This is a genomic window from Winogradskyella damuponensis (assembly GCF_039538385.1).
GTDB classification, from domain to species: domain Bacteria; phylum Bacteroidota; class Bacteroidia; order Flavobacteriales; family Flavobacteriaceae; genus Winogradskyella; species Winogradskyella damuponensis.
The window spans coordinates 206978-229551 of the sequence record NZ_BAABCB010000018.1 but is presented as its reverse complement, the minus strand read 5'-3'; the positions used below and the strand labels follow the sequence as shown (position 1 = coordinate 229551).

Here is a 22574-nt window from a genome sequence, read left to right as displayed (position 1 = left end):
TTTTTGTTATATAAAAAAGCCACTAATTTTATTTAGTGGCTTTTTTTTATTAATGTAACTTGGTGTGATTTGTTATGACTTACCAAATTTATACCATTTTTTCTTTCTTTGGGGGTTATTTCCGTAGCCATAGCCGTAACCATAACCGCCGTATCCTTTTTTGCCTAAGCTAACGCTGTTTAATAGCATTGTCATATTAGGTAGTCTTTTTTCTGTATATAATGGTAGTGCAACATGTTGGAGTAAGCGTTTGTCTATATTATCCGCACTTACAACATAGATAAACATGTCTGCTAAATGAGAAATAAGTAGTGTGTCACTAACAATACCTACAGCAGAAGTGTCTGCAACAATATAATCGTACTTAGTGTCAAAATAGTTAAAGAGTTCTTCTACTCTTTCATTCATTAACAATTCAGATGGGTTAGGAGGAATTGTTCCAGATGAAATAATGTCTAAGAGTGGATTGTCTTCGTGTTTTAAGACAATATCTTGAGGTTTTAAAGATGTATCAGCAATGTAATCTGAAAGCCCTTGTTTTGACTGATCTTTGATGTTAAGATACTCAAGTAATTTAGGAACTCTAATGTCTGTTTCTATAAGGAGTACAGATTTGCCAGAAAAAGCAATTGATGCCGCAAGGTTTGAACTTGTATGCGATTTTCCTTCTTGCGGAACAGTAGAGGTGATAAATAATTTTTTAGAGCGACCTTTTATGTTTCTTAGCATAAAATCTATATTAGACTTTACAATTCTAAAAGCTTCTGCCTTTGGTGAATAATCAATTTTCTTTACTAATTTTTGCTTCTTAGAGCTTTTTGGTATGTCTCCTAAATAAGGGATGTTTAAAGTGTCTACTAAATCTTCTTTTTTATAGATTTTTGTGTTGAGTAAATCTGATATATAAATAAAAGCAATAGGAATACCTAGGCCAAATAATAATGATGCAATGTATACGATCATTTTATTTGGTGCTACTGGTTTGTGTGAAGAATAAGCACTGTCGATTATCTTTGCATTAGGAGTGTACATGCCTAGCCTTATTGCTGATTCTTCTCGTTTTTCTAATAAATAAAGGTAAAGAGACTCTTTAATATCTTGTTGTCTTTTAATGTCTCTAAACTGGCGCGCTTTTTTAGGTGCTGCTGAGAGTCTACCTTGTATTCGAGCATTGTCTCTGCTTAGGTTGTTAAGAGTGAGTAGAGACGTTTGTTTTATGTTTTTTACCGAATTAAGAAGGTTAGATTTTAAAGATTCTATCTGGTTATTCAGTTGAATAACAACTGGGTTCTTAGTTGTTGAGTTTCTTAAAATTCTGTCGCGTTCTGCTACTAACTCATTGTGTCTTTTTATAACTTGAGATGTGTTAGAGTCGCCAATTCCTATGTCGGCTGGTAGCATGTCGTTACTTTTGTTTGTACTACTAATTTCCTCTTCTAAAAACGATAACATTTCTATGTTATTTGCAGTAGAAGAAATTTGAGATTGTAATTGTTGTCCTGTTTGTAGGTTTAAGTCGGCTCTAGAGTCTAAAGCTGTTAAACCTTCTTTCTTTTGTAAGTCTTCTGCTGTGTAATCTACTTTTTCTAATTCCTCAGAAACTTGCTTAAGTCTATTGTTTATAAAGTCAGAAGTTGTTTTGACAACAGACTCTTTATCTAAGAGTACGTCATTGTTGTATTCATCTATGATTTGATTTAAAATATCAACAGCTTTGTAGGAATTACTTTCGTTAAGGTCTAATTTAATAACACTTGATCCTTTATCTGTTGATACTTTTATTTTTCGTTGATAGCTGTTTACGACTTTGCTAACAGAGGTTATAGATATTTTTAAATTACTTCCTATAACTGGAGCGTGGTCTCCAATATTTGGTGTTAACACCATGCCTCCAAAGCCTGTTTTTATTTTTTCTCCAAATGTGTATGGAACACCTGTTTGTTCGTCTCTGTCAATTAAAGATTTTCCTTCCTTTTTAAATGCTAAAAATTGAGTTGGGGATTTTATTTTAATATACAAGGTCGTATCTACTTGATGTATGATAGAGTCACTTGCGAAAAAACTTAGTTTTACAGGTGGGTTTCTATAAATTTCACGCTCTTTTATATTACCCTCTGCAAAACATCTAATATTAAGATCTAAGGCTTTTACAACATTAGAAATTAAGGTTCTTGACTGAATGGTTTCAATTTCATCTTTAATTTTATCTGTACCATCTGAGAATAGTCCACCACTAGTCATTTCTCCAATAGAAGGAAGTTTTTTAGATTGCTTTTCGTCTATTATTTTAATAGTTGCATTAGCGTTGTATTGATAAGTAGTGTAACGTAAATAAGTATAGCCTAGAAATAGGGCAACGACACTACAGAAAAGCAGAATTTTCCAGTTAGATAGGAATAAATCTACACTTTGTCTAATTTCATTCGGTTTTGAAACAGGGTTGGATTCCATATAATATTTTAATTGGTACTTATTTTATTAAGAATACAGCTAATATGGTTGTTAATGTGCCTATTGCAGATATTAATACTCCATTGTTTTGGTTGTAAGTAGACGATCTAATTTTAGCATTATTTGGTTCAACATAAATAACATCATTTTGCTGTAGATAGTATAAATGAGAATTTACGGTGTTTATGGATGTTAAATCAATTTCAGCAAACTTCTTTTTACCGTCTATTTCTCTAATTAGCCTTACATTTTTTCGTTTACCAAATATAGTTAAATCATTTGCATAACCAAGAGCTTCTAGGAGTGTCACTCTTTCGTCTTGCATTGTAAATGTCCCAGGATTAGAAACTTCTCCAATAACTGTGACTGTAAAATTAGCTAGTCTTACATTAACAATAGGGTTATTTACCATACTCTTAATACGCTCAACTAACAGTGCTGTTAAGTCTGTACGTGTTAAGCCTTCAACTTTTATGGTGCCTAATACTGGGAATTCTATATTACCATTGTGATCTACTAAGTATGTTTGTTGTTGTTGCGTTCCTTGAGCGTTTCTTAAATCGTTTGTATTATTAGATACTATAGGTAAATTAAAAGGCCTAACAGTATCAGGGTCTAATGCTGAAACGTTAATTGTTAAGATATCATCTGGTTTATAAATTAACTGAGTTGCTTCAGAAGCAATTAGTCCTTCTTCTAGTGGTTTGTCTTGAAAGTAAACAATATCTTTTCTAGACGCACATGATGTAGCGTTAATAATCGCTAATATCGAGATAATAAGGATACGTGTTTTCATTTGAGTTAATTTATGGGTTTAGTAAAAATGGGATTATTTTTTTTTGTCTAATACTTCAAAAGTAGAGTTATTAGAGATGTATTCAGGTATTAAAAACTTTATGGAAGAAACGATTTCTAACGGTTGGGTTAAAGAGTTTATCTTAGTAAGTTTATTAATTTGACTTTCAACTGTTATAATATCAACGTGTCTTGATTTAGCAATCATTATTTTGTCGTGATATGTTTTTTTGGTGTTTTCACCGTCAGCTAAAAGTTCTTCGTATATTTTTTCACCTGGTCTTAAACCTGTTATTTTGATATCTATGTCTTCAGGATATCTTAATCCAGAAAGGATAATCATGTTGGTGGCTAAATTAAATATCTTAATAGGTTCGCCCATGTCAAAAACAAAAATCTCACCACCATTACCCATGGCTGCTGCTTCTAATACAAGCTGACATGCTTCTGGTATAGTCATAAAGTAACGTGTAATATCTTTATGAGTTACTGTTAGAGGTCCTCCTTTTTCAATTTGTTTTTTAAATAACGGAATTACAGATCCGTTAGATCCTAAAACGTTTCCAAATCTTGTGGTTATAAACTTTGTGTGTCCTTTTCCTTTAAGACAAGTTACATAAAGCTCTGCAATTCGTTTAGTTGCACCCATGACATTTGTAGGGTTTACCGCTTTATCAGTAGAGATTAAAACAAACTTATCTACACTGTGTTTTACAGAGATATCTGCAACGTTTTTAGTACCTCCAATATTAACGCTAACTGCTTCAAAAGGGTTGTTTTCCATTAAAGGCACGTGTTTATATGCAGCGGCGTGAAAGACAATTTTAGGTTTGTATTGATTAAAAATTTGATCTATTCTAGTTCTGTTTCGTACATCTGCTACAACAGCATCAATATTTTCTAAACCTTGTTGTCTAAATTCTTGTTGAATATCGTAAAGTGCAGATTCTGCATTATCTACAAGGATTAACTTTTTATAATTATATAAGCTAACTTTTCTGCAAATTTCACTTCCAATAGATCCGGCTGCACCAGTAATTAAAATTACTTTATTGTCGTACTGTTCTTCTAAATCTGGGTTTTTAATATTAATTGGGTCTCTTCCAAGAAGGTCTTCAATTTTAACTTCTTTAATTTGTCCTACACTTAAGTCTCCATCAATCCAGCTTTGAACTGGAGGTACAATTTTAACTTTAAGTCCGAGTGAAAAAAGATTACTAGTAATTTGAAGTAGCCTTGTAGGATCTATATTTTGAATTGAAATTATGACATCTTCAACATCATTCTTTTTAATGAAATCCTCGTCAATAGAGTTGATGTTGTAAACTTTTAATAGGTTTATTTTCTTTCCAATTTTTCTTTCATCATCATCAACAAAACCAACAACTTCAACGCCGTTTTTAGTATCGTTTTGAATGGCATCATAAGTTAACATGCCAGAATTACCAGCTCCAAAAATTAAAACATTAGAAATAGATTGAAAGTCTTGAGTAATATGGTTATAAAGAGATTTTATAAACAATTTAGCCCCAATTAAGAATAATATGTTAAGTAATAAGTGGATATAGATGATTGAGCCGGAGATGTCAAAAAGGCTATCTTCATTCATAAACTTTCTACTCGCAAAAGTACAGCAGATAAGTATAGTTGCTAAAATGTTAGCTCCGATTATAATGTTGACAATATCTTTAAATCCTGTAAATCGAACTACACCTTTGTATGTCCCAACAGCTATTAGGCTAATTGTAGCTACAACAATAACATATGGAATTTGCATCAAAAGGGTAGAGAAGTCAAACTCTATGATGAAATTATACCTAATAAGGTATGCCATAAAAAATGTAGCAACTATTATTGATATATCAAATAACAGCACTAGCCATTTTGAGGCATATTTCTTAGATATTTTATTTAGATATTTAACTATCATGATACAAAATACGTATTTATAGCAGAAACTACTCTATTTAATTCAATATCAGTTAAATTTGATCCGCTAGGTAAACATAAGCCTTTTTCGAATAATTCATCAGAAACTCCGTTAAGATAGCTAGGTGCATCTTTAAAAACGGGTTGTTGGTGCATTGGTTTCCATAAAGGTCTAGATTCTATGTTTTCCTTTTCTAAAGCGAGTCTTAAACCTTCTCGTGTGCTTTCAGAATCTAACAGAATACAAGATAGCCAACGGTTAGAAAAATAACCTTCAGGTTCGTTTAAAAATGTGATTTTAGTATTGTCTTTAAAAGCATTTACGTAAAATTCGTGATTTGAACGACGTTTAGCTACGTGACTGTCTAAAATAGTCATTTGACCACGGCCAATACCAGCAACGATATTAGACATTCTATAATTGTAGCCTATTTGAGAGTGTAAATAATGTGGTGCATTATCTCTTGCTTGTGTGGCTAAGAAAACAGCTTGCTCTTTCTGTTTTTGCGTTTTTGTAACTAAAGCACCACCTCCAGAGGTTGTTATGATTTTATTGCCATTAAAGGATAATATTGAAAAATCACCGAAAGTGCCACAATTTTTACCTTTGTAAGTACTTCCTAATGATTCAGCGCTGTCTTCTACAACAGGAATGTTATATTTTAATGCGATATTGTTAATCTCGTCTACTTTATAAGGCATTCCGTATAAATGCACCGCAACAATTGCTTTCGGTTTATTTCCTTTTGCAATTCTATCTTTTATTGCGATTTCTAGTTGAATAGGGCACATGTTCCATGTTTCCCTTTCACTATCTACAAAAACAGGAGTTGCACCTTGGTATACAATAGGGTTAGCAGAAGCTGAAAACGTTTTGCTTTGGCATATTACCTCATCTCCATGACTAACACCTAATAAAATAAGGCTTAAGTGAAGGGCAGACGTACCTGATGCTAAAGCTGCAACATGAATATCTTCATTAAGATAAGATTGTAAGTCGTTTTCAAAGCCGTTAACATTTGGTCCTAAAGGTGCTACCCAATTAGAGTCAAAAGCTTCTTTTATGTAAGATTGTTCATTACCACTCATGTGCGGTGATGAGAGCCATATTTTAGTATTCATAGGTTAATTCTTTAAGTTAGTTTAGTACCTAAAGTTGTTAATTAGAGGTATTTGGGACCTAAAATTAATTAGCATTTATGGTGCTAATATAAGTCCTAATAGTTTAAACCAAGAAACAAAAATATAAATTTACGATAAACTGCTAAATTTACACGATATATAAGGTTTATCTGATTTTTAAAGGTATAAAAATCAGATAAAAAACACTCTAAAACTCTAATATCATCGTTTGATTAGTGTTTGAGATTAAAATTAGGTTTGTGTCTCGTATACTATCTTAATATACTTAAAAATCATAAGCTTATTTAGTGTTAGTACGAGTTTTAAAATCAATAATGAAAAGGAGGCTTGTGTATAAGAATGAATTATTACGATCTGTATTTAGGAAAAAAATCTGTTTCATCTTTTTGTTGAGATAATTCATCGTAAATATCATGATTAACAATGTATTTCCATACTTTAAAAGTTCTGAAATCCTTAGAAAAAGAAGCTTTAAATTCAAATAAAGAGTCGTGTTCACTTCCTAGTCCTCCACCAAGATTAAAAACCTTAAAACCTTGCTGTGTAGCTTGTAGTCGCATTTCATCTAAGAATAATTTTGATGGTTTTAGTCTTAGGTGTTCTGTGCGTGTACCAGACAAGTGGTATTGTACAATTTGTTTTGTTTTTACAAACATTGAACCTGCCACAAAAGTGTTAGATTCTAGGTGTCTAACTAAAAGGATATCTGTATCAAAATCGCTAATTTCCATGAAGTTAAGAAAATACTCTTTACTAAAAAAGTAGTTTTCTTTAGCATTTAGACGTTTCATGTTTTCGTAATAGATATCTACAAACTCAAGGATTTCTTCTTTAGTTTCTGCTTTAACAACTTCACATTGTTTTCTTAGTTTGTTTATTTGGTTTTTATTGGATTTTCCATATGCCATACGTGACTGTTCTATTGGTAATGAAACATCAATATTTACAACGTCACCTAAGCTTACGGTATCTCCTAAGTTTTCTAATATTCTATCTTGTTGAATGTAAGGGTGTAATCTGCTAAAAACAGACACGATGTTATTAGAATCTAAATAAGCGTTAAAAGTTGTTTTAAAATCACTAAAATCATACGTGTTTACGTCTACATTACATAGTGGGCCTGCATAACCGTAAACAGATGTAAGATCAGAATATATTGTATTAGGAATCTTACGGAGTAAAATAGGTAGGGCTATTGTAGCTTTGTCTTTTGTATAGGTTAATAAAATAGGGGTTTCACCCTCGTTTTTAGAAATGTTATGGTAGTCGTATGTGTGGTAAAAATCATAGTTTTCTATTTGTTCTAAAATAGCATTCCACTCTTTCTTGTCTGTGATTTCTTTCATCATTAAATCTTTAGCTTTATGATTGAAGTTATTGGTCTTGTGTTGTTTTTGTTCCTGTAAACATAGGCATGTCGAGTGTTTCAGAACTATTGATGTCACTTTTCTTTATTACTTTGTAGAAGGTAAGCCATAAGATTTTTAAATCTAGTAAAAAGGATAGATGATCAACGTAATAAACATCATATTCAAATTTTTGTTCCCAGGTAATTGTGTTTCTTCCATTAATTTGAGCCCAACCTGTAATACCTGGCATTACTTCGTGTCTTCTGTTTTGTTCTTTATTATAGTGTTTTAGATACTCTGGCAAAAGTGGGCGAGGCCCTATTAGACTCATATCTCCTTTTAGTATATTAAGTAATTGAGGGATTTCGTCTAGTGAGTATTTTCTACAAATATCGCCGGTTTTAGTAACACGTTCTAATGCTGGTAATAGTTCTCCATTAGCATCTGTTTTATCGGTCATGGTTTTTAACTTGATAATTGTAAAAATTTTACCATGCTTTCCTGTTCTTCTTTGGTAAAAGAAAGGCTTTCCGTTGTTTGAGATACTTAAGATAATTATAAGTATTATAAAAAGTGGTGAAATTAGAATTAGCCCAATTAAAGCTGCTGTAAAATCTAATAAACGTTTAATAATTACAGTATACATATTTCTTATTTTTCTATCTGTTATAATTCCCAAAACAATGCAAATAAACTGTTTTTATTTTTGATTTTAGTGTTGCTCTTAATTTTTTAATGATTAAAATTGCTACAAATAGTTTTACATTTTATAAATATCAAAATTAAGAATTTTTATTACTTTACTAGAGAGCAATGATATATTAGGATTTAGCATGTGAAGTTTGCTATAGGTTTAGCTCAGATTTAAAATTTATGATAGCTAAAACGGAGATCTGATATAAAAAAATAAAGTTATAGGTTGTTTATTATAAAGTAGTACTCTGGAAATTTAAGAAAAATGATTGTGTAATTTAGGTAGGTAAGTTAATAAAGCGGGACGTTTATTATAGGGTTTATTGTCTTTTCATCTAGTTTTGTTGCTGATATTAAGATTAACCTATAACTTAGATTTTTAGATTAGATATATACGATATTTAAATGTCTTTTCTCGAGATTATTTTTAATCTTGATACTAATATATGTTAATATGAATTTTAAAGAGTTAATACCTGTATATCGGAAGCAACCATCAACATCATACAAATATAAATTTACGGTATTCACACCTGTTTATAATTGCGAAAATTCAATAAAGAAAGTTCATGATTCGTTACTTAAACAAACATTTAAAGATTTTGAATGGCTTGTAATAAATGATGCTTCATCAGATAAATCACATGAAGTTATTTCTAAAATAGTTGAAACATCTCCTTTAAATATAAATTATGTAAATAATATTGAGAACAAGCATAAGATGAGTTGTTTCATTCAGTCTATAAAATTAGCTAAAGGCGAATTTTTATTGACATTTGATGGTGATGATGAATGTTATCCAAATGCACTTGAATTTTTTAATAACGAGTATGAAGAAATTCCAGATGAATTAAAACCAAAGGTGGCAGCTGTAACAGTTTTGTGTGAAGATCAGTATGGATCACGTGTTGGTGATTTATTTCCAGAAGACCCTTTTTATTGTAACACATTTGAGGCTCGTATTGCTGGCAAAATAATTGGTGAAAAATGGGGCTTTACAAAAACAGATGTATTAAGGAGTATTATTGTGAATCCAAGGATGCTTAATTATGGTTTTGTACCTGAAAGTATGATATGGGATCCTGTAGCGAGTAATGGTTTCTTGACTAAATGTGTAAATAAAATACTTAGAATTTATCATGTAGGAGTAGAGGGGTCCATCATGAATACACCAATGACGGCAAGAAGTGCATTTGGTACTGTTCTTAAAGGTTTAGCTGTATTTGATTGGTTTTTTGATAAATATTTTTTTAAATCTCCAATATTTTTTCTTAAAACAATTTATATAACTATACGTTCAACTTTATATCTCGAATACCCTTTAAAAGATTATATAAAATCTATTGATTCTTATTTTATAAAATCAATTTTTATTCTTTTATGGCCATTTAGAAAATTAATGAAATAATTTTAAGTTTAAACTTTCTAAATATCTATTGTCTAGATTAATATATTGTTGAAGATATCGTTAAAGTGAAATCTAGTACTATAGTTGCTTTATTTTAAATTTAACAAATATTGGTTCGTGATCAGATAGTTTTAAATTAAAATTATCATGACTTAATACTTTAAATTGATCATCATAAAGAAAGTAATCTAAGCGTAATGGATACCTTCTGTGAGCATATGTTTTTCCAATTCCATTACCATTCGTTATGAAAGAATCATTGAATCCTTTTTTTAATTTTCTATAAGGTAAGCTATATGGAGTTGCATTAAAATCTCCTGTAATAATGGTTTTTTTATTTGATTTGTTCGCGTGATCTTTAATTAAATTAGCCTGTTCTACTTGTTTTGTGATGGTGTTATTTAAGTTTTCCCAATAGTTAAAACCACTAAATCTATTCGCGATTATGTATGGTGAAATAACATAAGATTGCAGATGTGTGTTATAAACTCTAATAGTGTCTTGTTGAATTTTTATATCTGCATAAATGGCATCATTTTTTGAATTAGGAAAGTCTACATACCCTTTATTAACTATTGGGTACTTGGAAAAAATGGTAAGAAGCGATTTTTCTGAATTTTCTTTGTAGCCAATAAAACGGTAAGGGTAATCTTTTATTTTTTTGCTTTCTTTATAGGAAGATTCTTGAAAAACTAAGATATCAGGACTTAAAGAGTTAATAAACTTTTCTATTTCAGTAAACGGACTTTGGTTTGATTTTGAAGCGTATAAGACTTGGCTAAAGGATCTGACATTGTAAGTTAATAGACTAATTGAGTCTTTTGTTTCTACGTTAGTAGTTCTAGAGAATTGATAAAAGAAGCTATTGAAAAGAAAAAACACGATAACCCCAATTAGGTATATGTATTTTTTTTTGAATATACCATATAGAGCTAATATTGCATTAGCAATAAAAATTAATGGCATTGTAATGCTAAAAAAAACAGATATTATGCCAAAATCCATAAACGTACTTAAAACGCCTAGTACTAAAACTAGTATAATTACAATCGGAAGTTTGTTTAGGATTTTAAGAATGAGTTTCATTAAAAAAAATTATAGCAATTTGTTATAGCTCTTTTTTAATTAAGTTGATGAGATCGTTATTAATGATGTTTACATCAAATCGTTCTTCTGCATATGTTCTGCTGTTTATTCCCATCTCCTTAATTTTAGCAGGATTATTAATGAAAAATTCCATAGGTTCTACTAAAGCTTCAAGGCTTTGCGGTTTTATTAAAAAACCATTTACACCTTCTTTTACAGATTCTCTACAGCCAACAGAATCTGTTGTAATAATTGGGTTTCCGCAAGCACAAGCTTCTAATGTGGTTCTTGGTAGGCCTTCTCTGTAATAACTTGGTAAAACAAAAACATCTCTTGCGTTTAAATGTTCTGGAATGTTATTTTGACTTCCGTGAAAGACAATAACTCCTTCTTTGTGTAGTACTTTTAGTTCGTCTTCACTAATGGCAGAAGGTGATGTTTCTGGAGCTCCTATCAGATGAAATTCGGCTTTAGGGTATTTGGCTTTTAAGATTTTAGCAGCTTCCATATAAAGTGCAATTCCTTTTTCTTTTATTAGTCTTGCTACTAAAAGAAAGCTCACGCTGTCTGATGCATCTTTTTCTTTAAATGAAAACTGGTTAAGGTTTACACCAGAGCCACTTACGAAATCAACTTTTTGTTTTTTAGAAATCACTTTTCGGTCTAAAAAAAGTTGATAATCATCTTTATTTTGAAATACTATAACCTTATTCTTTCGTATTGAAAGTTTGTATAATGTTTCATTAAAGCGTTGTAATAATCGTGCTTTTGCTGTTAAGCCTGTAAACGCATAACCCAAGCCTGTGATTAATGAAATTACAGGTATTTTGCACATATTGGCCGCCATTGAGCCATAGATTACAGGTTTTACGGTGTATGGAAAAACCAAATCTATTTTGTTCTCTTTCATTAAGGATTTTAATTCTAAAATGGATTTAAAATCCTTAAAAGGGTTAAGGCCTGTACGTTGTAATTTAAACTCTAAAGGTGTTGCTCCGAGGTCTTTGATGTTTTGACGAAATTCATCAGCATAATCTGGAGCTGCGGTAAATACTTCAAATCCATCATCGACAAGGCTTTTAATAAAATCTCCTCTAAATCTAATGAGAGAACCATCATAAGATGCTATAAGTAAAATTCTTTTTTTATTCATTTCGATTTAGTTTTGCTTCAAGAAATTAAACTTATACCATTTTTGGAAACAGTAATAAGACCACACTCTAAACGTGCTGTCTTTTTTACTGTCTAAATGATCTTGAACTAATTTAGTGATTACTTCGACATTAAATATGCCTTGAGACTTTAATAATTCAGGTTCTATATAGCTTTCTATTTCTTTTCTAAGACTTTGTCTTAACCAATCTCCTGTTGGAGATCCAAATCCGCTTTTGCTTTTTTCTAAAAACTCATCAGGAAACTGATCTCTAAAGGCTTCTTTTAAAATGTGTTTTTTGTTCCAGCCTTTCATTAAATAGTTTTCTGGTAGTGTATTAGCAAACTCCCATAATTCTTTGTTTAAGAAAGGGGCTCTACATTCTAGAGAGGTCATCATACTTGTTCTGTCTACTTTGGCAAGCATTCCGCCTTCTAGACTTAAGATTTTATCGACCAATCTAAAATCGGTTAAAGATTCAATCTTTTGTTTGCCTAAAACATCTTTGTATTCTTGAAAAATATTTGAATCATAAAAATCTGGAGACATAATTTCCTCGAGCTGCGCACTTGTGTTTGCTAATGAAATGATATCCCAATAAAAATCGCCATCGTAATCAATAGCATTTAACAGTTTGTTGATTTGGAATTTTTTTCCACGTGTATCATCTTTATTAATGAGGTATTTATTGCTTAATCCGGCAATAGTTTTATGAAAACCTTTAGGAACAATACCTGTGTACCTCTTGTTCATTTTGCCAATGTAGTACTTATTGTAGCCACCAAATACTTCGTCGCCTCCATCTCCTGTTAGGGCCACCGTAACGTGTTCTCTTGTTTTTTCTGAAAGCAAATGTGTTGGTAGCGCAGCTGTATCTGAAAAAGGCTCGTCGAAATTGACTAGAATTTCGTGAATATTGTTTTTAAGATCATCTTCATCAATAATAAATTCGTGATGATTACTATTTACCATATCTGCAACCACTCTAGATTTATCAGTTTCATCGTAAGATGCTTTTTTAAATCCTATAGAGAAGGTGTCTATTTTTCTGTCTGTAGACTGTGCTAAGCATAGTGAAATGATAGAAGAATCTACGCCTCCTGATAAAAAGGTACCTAAACCAACATCTGCAATAGATCTGCTATCGACACTTTTGTACACTAAATCTTTTGTTTTTGCTTTTGCATCTTCAAAAGAAATATTGATTGGCTTTGGTTTTGGTTCAGCGTTGATTTTATGAATTGTCGTATTGTGTGACGCTAAATCATATGTGATATAGTGATTGGCTTGTAATTTATATATGTTATCGTATATAGTGTGAGGAGCAGGAATGTAGGTTAATCTAAAATAAAGATTTAATCCTTTTTTTGAAATATTAGGAGTAAAATCAATAGTTTTAATAATTGACTTTAATTCAGATGCCCAAATAAATTCGTTATCTGTGTGTGTGTAATACAGTGGTTTTTCACCAAAGAAATCACGAGCAATAAATAGTTTGTTGATGTTTTTGTCATAAATGCTAAAACCATACATGCCATCTAACCATTGAAAGGATTCTACTCCATATTTTTCGTAGGCTTTTAAGATGACTTCGGTGTCACTGGAGGTGTTGAATGTTACACCTTCGGTTAGTAGTTTGGCTTTTAAAACCTTATAGTTGTAGATTTCTCCATTGAAAACAATAACAATTTGCTTATCGTCTGAAAATATAGGTTGCTTACCAGAAGATAGATCTATAATAGATAATCTTCGCATTCCCATACCAACAGTGAATTGCTCATTTTCTTCAGCAAACAAACCATCTTGATCTGGTCCTCTATGAATAATTAGATTATTCATTGCGTTAAGAACCGATGTGATTTCGTCTTTGTTTCTATTGGTCTTTGCTATAATGCCGTTAATTCCACACATACTTTAATTCGTTTTGTCTAATGAGCTATGTTTGTGCTATTTATTAGATCTATATATTTCTTTAAAATGGTATCTTTTTCAAAGTCTTTAATCCGACTTTTACTATTTGTTTTACACGTTTCAGTGTAAGTTTTATGATCTATAAAATAGCTAATGCCTTTAGCCATTAGGTCTGTATTCTTAATTGGTACTAAAATACCATAATCGGTAATCATTATGTCTTCTTTTACCGTTTCTAATTCCATGATTTCACTTGGGCCAGATTGGCAATTGGTACTTAATATTGGTAATCTGCATGCCATAGCTTCTAATAATACATTTGGAAACCCTTCGTGATTTGAGCCAAATATAAATAAATCTGCAGATTTAAGATATTGATAAGGGTTTGGGCTAAAGCCCATTAAGTAAACTTGCTCTTTTAATTCTAGTGCTTCAATAAGTTGTTCAAATTCTTCATGTAAATCGCCAACACCAAAAATGTATAATCGCAATAAAGGATTTTGAAGTTGATGAATGGCTCTTATCAACATTTCGTGATTCTTTCCAATATCTAAACGGCCAAGTGTAATAATGTTGAATTTTTCAGAATCAAAGAATGATAAATTTGGTTCTATATTTTCAATTTTACTTAGGTCAATGGGATTATGAATGACCTTCATTTTTTCTGAAGGGACTTCAAAATTATCAACCAAGTCACCCGCATTTCCATAAGAATTAGAGATTACTAAATCTGATTTCTTGTATAGTGCCTTAATTAAGGTTTTGTTAAAAGACGATTGAAATCCTTTGTAGCTATATTGTAGGCTAGGGAAGGCTCTCTCATTTGTTATTACTTTAAACTTATATGTTGTTAGCTTACTGGCAATAACATTAATAAAAGATGGTCTGGTTAAAAAGCTTAAACTATGAGTAAGTTTGAGTTGTTTTACGAGTTTGGCATATTTATATGCTAGAACAGGTATTTTTAAAGCTTTTTTTATACCGCTTTCGCTAGGATTGGATTTTTCAATATAATGAATCTTAGTATTTTTTGGAATATCGTACTTTATAGTAGGGTTCATTAAAATTAAATGAACATCTATATTGTTTTTTATACAATAAGACACAAGGTATGAGACGACGCGTTCTGCGCCACCTCCGGATAATGAATATATTAAAATACCAAGTTTCATTTAAGCGTTTAGTTTTTTACAATATTTTCAAATAAGTCTTCGTACTGTTGAAGAATTACATCTTTATTGAATTTTTTATAAACAGATGCTCTAACATCTTTAGGATTCCATGTTTTAGAGTCTTTTAGTTTTTGAAGATATTCTTCTTCGTTTTCGACTAAAAAACCATTGATACCATTTTCTATAATTTCTTTTGTTCCTCCAGGAGCTTTAAATGCGATTACAGGTGTGCCAACGACACAACTTTCTAATAAGGCATTGGGAAATCCTTCGACATAAGAACCTTGTAAAAATAAGTCGTGCTCTGCGATATAATCATTGACTTTGTTTGTAAAAGGGACGTGCTCAATATTATCATAAATCCCTAAAGCTTTTGCTTTTTCAAAAATTTCATCTTTTAGATTGCCTTTACCAATAATAGTATAACTAAATGGTTGATCTAATTTAGAAAGGATATCTAAAAGTCTCAGATGACCTTTTACTTCGGTTAATCGTCCTACAGTAATAAACTTTTTAATTTTAGTAGTAGGTTGTGTTTGTTTTACCTCTGGTAAATTAGAAATAGGATTGTTAATTACGTAGATGCTCTTTTTAGGAATATTGAAATTGGTAATCATATCCTCTGCCATATCTTGAGATTGGCAAATTAAAGCATCTAGGTTTTTAAAGCCATTTGGCAATAATCTAAAAGGAGACCATTGTCTTATTTTCTTTTCATTGCCGCGTTTACTCAATACTGTAGCTTCTCTACCTATAAATTTCGTTTTTTTGAAAAATGGAGAGAGCATGGACATTGCTGTGTTAACATGCGAAATAGAGCTTACTACTATTTGCGGTTTACGGTTTTTAATACTACTTATTATTGAAGGTAATGCAGTTAAAATTCTAGGTTTATTAAGGTAAGTAACTTCTACATTACTTACATCATAAGCTGCATCTTTTTTGAAACCAGCAATAACTAAAAGGGGTTGAAATTTTTCTTTATCTATATTTTGAGAGACAAATGAAATAACGCGTTCTGCACCACCAGCACTTAGTGAAGGAAGAATAAACATTATTTTTATTTTGGGTTGATTGCTCATTGATATTAATTGAAATCTAAATTATAGATTATTCTATTTTAATAAAGCATTAGAAATTTGCTTTGCCACTTGTTCATGTCCGTAACAAGTCCAGTGGCTATCGTGATCAAATACCCATTTTTTATCATCTTTGCTAGAGTCTAAAACAATTATATTAAAGCCAAGATTTTTACATTGTTCAATAATTTCGGTATTACTATTAGGGTGAAATACAAAGACTTTATCTTTAATAAAGTAGTTGTCTTTTATATAATTAATTAAATTAAATACTTCAGACTTTGATTTTAATATATCGTTATTCTCTTCAATAGCTTCACTAACTGTAGGTGCTTCTGCATTTTCTGATTGATTATTTAAAGGAAATCGAGTATAGAAATAGTAAAGTAATTTCCAATTATATAAAATCTTTTTAAATAAAGGTGCTTTCATTTTACCGTAAACAATTGTACCATTTTTAAGATTAACTTGCGTTATATCTTGTAGGGGTTTAATGTCTCTAATGCTTTCGTAAAAATCATTATTGTTTACGTAAACTAATGTTTTTACAGGTTTTAAAGAATCTAAGTTTTTACTAATTTCCATAGCTTCAATAAGCGACACACCAGAACGACCGGCTTCCATGAAATTAAATGTTTTCATGTTTTTCTTTAAGAATGCTGATTGGTGACAATCATTAGGATTCATAAAATTTTCGATATATGAATCTCCAATAATCATGATTAGATTATCATAACTATTTGGTAATTCTCCAGGCCAACCTAATTTATTAATACTCCATTTATGATCACCACCTTTCCAGTAACCTTCTTGGTTGGGGTAATATTTTTGTATCCCATTCTCGTCAATAACTCTTTGGGGGATATCAGACATTGTGTGTGTCACTCTAACAACAATTTCTCCAACTATTAAAGCTAGAAGAAAAAATATTATTATATTTTTTAAGAATTTCTTCATGATTTAGAATTGAAAGTAGATAAATTGTTGTTCTTCTCCAGTAAAAGCAAACATTAATATAATTAGTAGCAGATAAAACCCCCAACGTATAGGTCTGTTTATAAAATCTACTTTTTCAATAGCATATTCTCCACTTCTTCCTAGCCATTCTGTAATGATAAAAAAGAATACTAAACCTAAAATTGTACTCGGGAAAATTTCTACCCAAGAAAATAGAGATTCTGAAAAGATACCTTTTAAATAAGAAAATGCATGTGTAACGTTATCTGCTCTAAAAAACACCCAAGCTATTAACGTTAATAAAAAGGTAAATCCCATCTGACCAAGCTCTTTTATGCTAGGTAAATATTTTTCTTCAGCAACTAAATTTGTGTTAACTCTATTTTTATTAGCTAGCAATAACGGTAAAAAGTATATAGCGTTTAGAGCTCCCCAGATTACAAAGGTCCAATTTGCTCCATGCCAAAAACCACTAACAATGAAGATGATAAATGTATTTCTGACCTTCATACTTGTGCCTCCTCTACTTCCTCCTAATGGAATATATAAGTAATCTCTAAACCATGTAGAAAGTGATATATGCCAACGTCTCCAGAACTCTGCGATATCTCTAGAGAAGTAAGGAAACGCGAAGTTTCTTTTTAAGTTAAAGCCAAATAATCTTGAAATACCAATAGCAATATCAGAATATCCTGAGAAATCTCCGTAAATCTGAAATGCAAAGAAAAAAGCACCCAGTAAGAGTGTACTTCCATTGTAATCTGTATGGTTATTAAATATTATGTTAGCATATTTAGCACAATTATCTGCGATTACTATTTTTTTAAATAATCCCCAAAGTACTTGTCTTAAGCCATCGACCGCGTTTCTATAATCAAATTTTCGTTCAACTGAAAATTGAGGTAATAGGTTGGTCGCTCTTTCAATTGGGCCAGCGACTAATTGTGGGAAAAAGCTAACGAAAGCCATAAAACCTACAAAATCTTTAGTTGGTTCTAGTTTTCTATTGTAAACATCAATGGTATAACTTAACGTTTGAAACGTATAAAAGCTAATTCCTACTGGTAATATAATGTTAAGTGTATTTATACTGAGTTCTGAGCCAAAAAACGTGAAGGAATTAATTAAGCTATCTACAAAGAAATTATAATATTTAAAAAAACCTAAGAAGCCAAGATTAACGCAGATACTAATCCAAAGTAATGTTTTTCTAGTAGTTGGTTTCTCATTTTTACCAAGTGCTATTCCTATAGAATAGTCAACTAAAGAGCTAAATAATATGAGTGACAGAAATCTCCAATCCCACCAGCCGTAAAAAACGTAACTAGCAGCTGCAACAAGAAGATTTTGGGTTTTAATATTTTTACCACCAATGAGCCAATAAAGCCCAAAAACAATAGGTAGAAATATGAAAAATTCTATTGAATTAAAAAACATATATGGTTAAAATTTGGGTCTTCATTATAATAGGTTATAAATCCGAAATGTAAAGATGTCACAAGTGTGTAAAAGTATCAAAATTATTCTTTGAATGGACATTATATACTACTATCTGCATGAATTAGTAAAAAGAAAGATGAATTATTCGTCTATTTCTTTAATTAATATAAATTCAAGTGTTTAAAAACGGTTAGAAATATTAATTAGAGATTAAATGTAAACTAGACAACAGTATAGAGTAAGTGTTTAATAGGTTGAAAATGAGTTGTGGAAATTAAATTCAGTGGTCTATGTGATTTTTTTATTTGTTGTACTTTTTTAACTTGGTATGAGGAAATATAAAAGCTTAATGGTTAAGCTATTTTTATGTTTTTATTATCAACAAGATATCCCATGTACACAAATAAAGCCATGAAATATGGTTGATTTATTACACTTTGCAAACTTAACATAAATATGCATAGAACTAATAGCATTGGTAGTACAAAATATCTTATATCAGGCGGGCTTTTTATAGCTTCTAAGAAATATTTACCTAACATAAATAAGAAAAATAATAAAACAAAAATCCCGGCATCTGCCCAGACACCAATAATTGTATTATGTGCGCTTTGAGAATTAGCAAAATCTACACCATTACCTAATATAGGGTTTTCAAATACATAATTAGTTATGAGTTTCATTAAGAGTTCATTTCTTCCAGAAGTATCAACCTTGTCTGTATTAAAAGTGACAATGTTTACAATGTTATCAATTTTAGCTCGCTGTTGACCAATTAAATTTAAATCTGCTGTTAATGTGTTTAGATTAGCTAAAGCTAAATATACAAAAGGAAGCAATGAGAGCCCTAAAATTAATCTTAATCCACTGAAAAACTTGTGGTTAAGTATCGTTAAGCAAATAATAAACACCATAAAACCCGTGTTGGAGAATGTAAGAATCAAACCGTAAACCATAATCCCTATGGCTAATAATTTAAACAGTTTAAATATTTTCTTCTTAGGGTTGTACAGCTTAAATATTAAAACAACCGAAATTATTGCTGCTAATGCTGTATTGTTAGCATCTGCATAAACACCACCAGATCTGTCCTTATATGCATAAGTGCCTCCGCGATCTAAATCAAAATTTATACTATATAAATAGATACTTAGAATTCCAGATAAAACAAATGCTAAAACAGCTATGTTACCAAAAACCTTACGGTTTTCCGGTATACTTAAATAAACATAGAAAGCTAAAACATATATAAATGGAATAATTGCAACTAAAATATTAGCTGGATTAAAATGAATAGCACTAGCTAAAATTGCAAAAATAAAATATAAGAGATAAAAAATAATCCATAAACGAGCAGTTTTTGATAATGGACCTTTATCTTTAATACATAAAGCTACGCCTAGTATTAATAACCCTAAATTTCCATAAGCCATAACTTGAGCTATTGCCATAGATACTAATCTTGTAATAAAAACTTGTAGGTTGAAAACCGTAAGTACAAAGGGTAATAAAAAGCAAATATGAATTAGAAGACTCTTTTTCATAATTATAGAATATTTTTAAAAATATTTAAGTAATTATTATAAATAGTATCTATATTATATTTTTCTAAGGATTTAACACCTTCATTAGCTAATTTAATTCTTAAAAGAGGATTATTTATTAACTTATCTAACCCTTCGGACATTGCCTGAAAGTTTTGATCCTCTATAAGAATGCCATTTTTGTTAGAGTCTATAATATCTGAAGGACCAGTTACGCAATCAAAAGCAATACAAGCAGCTCCACGTGCAAAGGCTTCTAGTATTACCATAGGTAAGCCTTCAGTTCTTGATGAAAGTACATAGATCTCTGACTCTGTCATAATTTCAGAAACTTTTGTAGAATAACCTTCAAAAATAACTTGATCTTCAATTTCATGTTCTTTTGTTAGATTCTTTAGTAATTTTGTGCCTTCATCACCACCACCAACGAGCTTTAATTTCCAATCTTTATTTTTCTTTAATACAGGTGCAATCAACGGAATGAGGTTATCAAATCCTTTATGGTGATATCTATTTAAATCACCAACAGCTAATATTATTTTTTTTCTATTTCTTTCTGTCTCTTTATAAATGTCAAACGTACAGGGATTAGGCATTATATAGGCATTAACACCTTTACTTTTGTAATATTCTTCATCAAACTTGGTAAGTACTGTTAATGCGTCAGATTTACTATACATATACTTTCTAGCTAATTTTCCAATAAAATCGGTTTTCCTTAAATGGTTATTGTGCTCAGCAGAAACCACTTTAATACCTCTAAGCTTTCCTATTAGTGCACCTATAAAGTTGGTTTGTGTCATAAAAGGCATTAGAATATCTGGCCTGTTTTTTTTATCTGAATAGATCTGGTATAGGTTTATAATACTTCTTATCGTATGATTTTTTATTTTACCATCATGTAATTTAATACGTTTAACTGTTGGATTAGCTGAAAAGACTTCAGGTTCATTGAATGTAATAATGGTAACATCATGTCCTTTGTTATCAAAATGATTTGCAAGTAGAATTAGCACGCGTTCGGCACCACCAGCTACTAAGGAATTGACGACAAAATCTATTTTCATTACTTAATCAATTTATATTGTTTGTAAGTATAAGAGAAATAAAACACACTACCCAATATAAATACCAAAGTGGTACTTAATACAAGCCCATAAACATCGTAATATTTTATAAGAATAAAGTTTAGCGTAATATTAATAATTAAATTTGCTAAAGAAACCCATGCCATAAATCTATTTTTGTTAATACTGGTAAGAAACTTAACCATTATCAATGTACATAAATTAAAAGGTACACTAACTAATAGAATCTGCTGAATAGCAGAAACTTTCAAAGTGTCTTTATGTGTGAATTTATCTCTTTCTAACCATAGTTCAACAATCCAATCTGACATAAAAACACTAATTATAACAATTATTATGCCTATACCTAAGATTAATTTTAGAGCTCTAAAAAGTTGATGATATGCCGCTTTTAAATCTTCGTTAACTAATCGAGAAAAATGAGGTAATAAAACACTACCTAAAGCCATTATTACAATAGCTACACCAAAAGCAGGCAATCTATTTCCATAACTAATAGCAGCTAGTGAACCTACTGCAAGTTGACCTACAAAAAATTGATCAATATAATTATTCATTGCAGATAAAAAACTAGATGATATTTTAGGTGGTAACTGATTAATCATTAAACGAGAGTTATCATTTAGAACAGGTTTGCTAAGTGTTAAATCATTATATTTTATCGAAAAAAACAACAAATAAGCAAAACCTAATATACTTCCAGCTAAAGTACCATAGGCTAATACCATATATCCAAAATTATCTTTTAAAAATAGTAAAAAGAAAATCATGGTAAGTAATGGTATTATTTCAGAAAGTGTCGCTACTAAAAAGCGATTAGATACTTCTAAAAGTCCACGGAGTGCTATAGAGATTCCCCAAAAAAATAAACAGGGCATAACAAAATATAATTGTTCTTTTATGAGGGCATAGTAGTTATCTGGGAATTCAGAATAAACAATGTTTAAAAACATATCTGTACCCAAATAAGCTAGTAAACAAGAGAATAATGAAATGCCAACTGTAATAGTTATAATTAAAGATTGAAAACCTCCTTTATTGCCGTTACTTTTTAATTCTGCTATGTAATTAGGTATAAAAAGATTGTTAAGAGAACTCACAAATACACTTTGTATAAATGTAGGTATTAAAATGGCGACAAGAAAGGTGTCAATTACCTCATCTAAACCAAAATTACCAGCAATGATCGTTTCTTTATAAAAAGCAATAATCTTAATAAGCATTGCTATGACAGCAACAATCATCATGTTTTTTACAAGAGGATTGCGTAAGGCATCATTAATTTTATTTCTTATGTATTGTAATTTAAAAATGGACATTATAGGTAGGGGAGTTGGCTTGTAAAAAAAGGTTTAAATATTAATGTTTGAAAGCCT

The 22574-nt window shown here is 30.5% G+C and carries 17 protein-coding genes; 1 reads left to right on the top strand and 16 read right to left on the bottom strand.

Features of this window, described 5'->3' with window-relative positions; translation table 11 throughout:
- Positions 1-72: 72 nt before the first annotated feature.
- From ABD730_RS09640 to ABD730_RS09615, 6 genes are all read right to left on the bottom strand, one after another.
- Positions 73-2451, bottom strand: coding sequence for a GumC family protein (locus ABD730_RS09640; RefSeq protein ID WP_344714211.1), 2379 nt, complete (start codon positions 2449-2451; stop codon positions 73-75).
- A 19-nt stretch (positions 2452-2470) separates the two neighbouring features.
- Complete coding sequence (locus ABD730_RS09635; protein ID WP_334469283.1) at positions 2471-3247, bottom strand: polysaccharide biosynthesis/export family protein; 777 nt, start codon at positions 3245-3247, stop codon at positions 2471-2473.
- 33 nt (positions 3248-3280) lie between these two features.
- Positions 3281-5176 carry a polysaccharide biosynthesis protein gene (locus ABD730_RS09630; RefSeq protein WP_334469281.1) on the bottom strand — a complete coding sequence of 632 codons (1896 nt, stop codon included), beginning with the start codon at positions 5174-5176 and terminating at the stop codon, positions 3281-3283.
- Positions 5173-6297, bottom strand: coding sequence for a DegT/DnrJ/EryC1/StrS family aminotransferase (locus ABD730_RS09625; protein ID WP_334469280.1), 1125 nt, complete (start codon positions 6295-6297; stop codon positions 5173-5175). The genes ABD730_RS09630 and ABD730_RS09625 overlap by 4 nt, the downstream gene beginning before the upstream one ends.
- A 368-nt stretch (positions 6298-6665) precedes the next feature.
- Positions 6666-7667, bottom strand: coding sequence for a peptidoglycan bridge formation glycyltransferase FemA/FemB family protein (locus tag ABD730_RS09620; RefSeq protein ID WP_344714208.1), 1002 nt, complete (start codon positions 7665-7667; stop codon positions 6666-6668).
- 25 nt (positions 7668-7692) lie between these two features.
- Complete coding sequence (locus tag ABD730_RS09615; protein WP_334469277.1) at positions 7693-8313, bottom strand: sugar transferase; 621 nt, start codon at positions 8311-8313, stop codon at positions 7693-7695.
- Between the two features lie 501 nt (positions 8314-8814).
- On the opposite strand from ABD730_RS09615, the gene ABD730_RS09610 reads away from it, so the two are divergent.
- Positions 8815-9768: a glycosyltransferase family 2 protein gene (locus ABD730_RS09610; protein WP_334469275.1), complete on the top strand. Its 954-nt coding sequence runs from the start codon at positions 8815-8817 to the stop codon at positions 9766-9768.
- Between the two features lie 78 nt (positions 9769-9846).
- Here the strand turns inward: ABD730_RS09610 and ABD730_RS09605 are convergent, their stop codons facing one another.
- From ABD730_RS09605 to murJ, 10 genes are all read right to left on the bottom strand, one after another.
- Positions 9847-10854: an endonuclease/exonuclease/phosphatase family protein gene (locus tag ABD730_RS09605; protein ID WP_344714205.1), complete on the bottom strand. Its 1008-nt coding sequence runs from the start codon at positions 10852-10854 to the stop codon at positions 9847-9849.
- A gap of 22 nt (positions 10855-10876) precedes the next feature.
- Positions 10877-12007, bottom strand: a complete 1131-nt coding sequence (locus tag ABD730_RS09600; protein WP_334469271.1) for a glycosyltransferase family 4 protein — start codon at positions 12005-12007, stop codon at positions 10877-10879.
- 6 nt (positions 12008-12013) lie between these two features.
- A complete protein-coding gene (asnB, locus tag ABD730_RS09595; RefSeq protein WP_344714203.1) occupies positions 12014-13918 on the bottom strand; it encodes an asparagine synthase (glutamine-hydrolyzing) in 1905 nt (634 codons plus the stop codon).
- A gap of 17 nt (positions 13919-13935) precedes the next feature.
- The gene (locus ABD730_RS09590; RefSeq protein ID WP_344714201.1) at positions 13936-15090 is read right to left on the bottom strand and encodes a glycosyltransferase; all 1155 of its coding nucleotides are present in this window, start codon (positions 15088-15090) and stop codon (positions 13936-13938) included.
- A gap of 8 nt (positions 15091-15098) precedes the next feature.
- Positions 15099-16172: a glycosyltransferase gene (locus tag ABD730_RS09585; RefSeq protein WP_344714199.1), complete on the bottom strand. Its 1074-nt coding sequence runs from the start codon at positions 16170-16172 to the stop codon at positions 15099-15101.
- A gap of 33 nt (positions 16173-16205) precedes the next feature.
- Entirely contained in the window at positions 16206-17126 is a 921-nt protein-coding gene (locus tag ABD730_RS09580; protein ID WP_344714197.1) for a hypothetical protein, read from the bottom strand.
- A 3-nt stretch (positions 17127-17129) separates the two neighbouring features.
- The gene (locus ABD730_RS09575; RefSeq protein WP_334469261.1) at positions 17130-18563 is read right to left on the bottom strand and encodes an MBOAT family O-acyltransferase; all 1434 of its coding nucleotides are present in this window, start codon (positions 18561-18563) and stop codon (positions 17130-17132) included.
- A gap of 356 nt (positions 18564-18919) precedes the next feature.
- The gene (locus ABD730_RS09570) at positions 18920-20110 is read right to left on the bottom strand and encodes a hypothetical protein (protein ID WP_344714195.1); all 1191 of its coding nucleotides are present in this window, start codon (positions 20108-20110) and stop codon (positions 18920-18922) included.
- A 2-nt stretch (positions 20111-20112) separates the two neighbouring features.
- On the bottom strand, positions 20113-21177 hold the full coding sequence (locus ABD730_RS09565; RefSeq protein WP_334469257.1) for a glycosyltransferase family 4 protein: 1065 nt from the start codon (positions 21175-21177) through the stop codon (positions 20113-20115).
- Positions 21177-22517 (bottom strand): murein biosynthesis integral membrane protein MurJ, encoded by a 1341-nt coding sequence (murJ, locus tag ABD730_RS09560; protein ID WP_334469255.1) that lies wholly within the window; start codon positions 22515-22517, stop codon positions 21177-21179. Before murJ ends, ABD730_RS09565 begins: the two co-directional genes overlap by 1 nt.
- Positions 22518-22574 lie beyond the last annotated feature (57 nt).

Excerpts from the sequence above, each read along its gene's own strand:
- ABD730_RS09640 (WP_344714211.1), bottom strand. The coding sequence starts at position 2,451 with ATGGAATCCAACCCTGTTTCAAAACCGAATGAAATTAGACAAAGTGTA.
- ABD730_RS09635 (WP_334469283.1), bottom strand. The coding sequence starts at position 3,247 with ATGAAAACACGTATCCTTATTATCTCGATATTAGCGATTATTAACGCT.
- ABD730_RS09630 (WP_334469281.1), bottom strand. The coding sequence starts at position 5,176 with ATGATAGTTAAATATCTAAATAAAATATCTAAGAAATATGCCTCAAAA.
- ABD730_RS09625 (WP_334469280.1), bottom strand. The coding sequence starts at position 6,297 with ATGAATACTAAAATATGGCTCTCATCACCGCACATGAGTGGTAATGAA.
- ABD730_RS09620 (WP_344714208.1), bottom strand. The coding sequence starts at position 7,667 with ATGATGAAAGAAATCACAGACAAGAAAGAGTGGAATGCTATTTTAGAA.
- ABD730_RS09615 (WP_334469277.1), bottom strand. The coding sequence starts at position 8,313 with ATGTATACTGTAATTATTAAACGTTTATTAGATTTTACAGCAGCTTTA.
- ABD730_RS09610 (WP_334469275.1), top strand. The coding sequence starts at position 8,815 with ATGAATTTTAAAGAGTTAATACCTGTATATCGGAAGCAACCATCAACA.
- ABD730_RS09605 (WP_344714205.1), bottom strand. The coding sequence starts at position 10,854 with ATGAAACTCATTCTTAAAATCCTAAACAAACTTCCGATTGTAATTATA.
- ABD730_RS09600 (WP_334469271.1), bottom strand. The coding sequence starts at position 12,007 with ATGAATAAAAAAAGAATTTTACTTATAGCATCTTATGATGGTTCTCTC.
- asnB (WP_344714203.1), bottom strand. The coding sequence starts at position 13,918 with ATGTGTGGAATTAACGGCATTATAGCAAAGACCAATAGAAACAAAGAC.
- ABD730_RS09590 (WP_344714201.1), bottom strand. The coding sequence starts at position 15,090 with ATGAAACTTGGTATTTTAATATATTCATTATCCGGAGGTGGCGCAGAA.
- ABD730_RS09585 (WP_344714199.1), bottom strand. The coding sequence starts at position 16,172 with ATGAGCAATCAACCCAAAATAAAAATAATGTTTATTCTTCCTTCACTA.
- ABD730_RS09580 (WP_344714197.1), bottom strand. The coding sequence starts at position 17,126 with ATGAAGAAATTCTTAAAAAATATAATAATATTTTTTCTTCTAGCTTTA.
- ABD730_RS09575 (WP_334469261.1), bottom strand. The coding sequence starts at position 18,563 with ATGTTTTTTAATTCAATAGAATTTTTCATATTTCTACCTATTGTTTTT.
- ABD730_RS09570 (WP_344714195.1), bottom strand. The coding sequence starts at position 20,110 with ATGAAAAAGAGTCTTCTAATTCATATTTGCTTTTTATTACCCTTTGTA.
- ABD730_RS09565 (WP_334469257.1), bottom strand. The coding sequence starts at position 21,177 with ATGAAAATAGATTTTGTCGTCAATTCCTTAGTAGCTGGTGGTGCCGAA.
- murJ (WP_334469255.1), bottom strand. The coding sequence starts at position 22,517 with ATGTCCATTTTTAAATTACAATACATAAGAAATAAAATTAATGATGCC.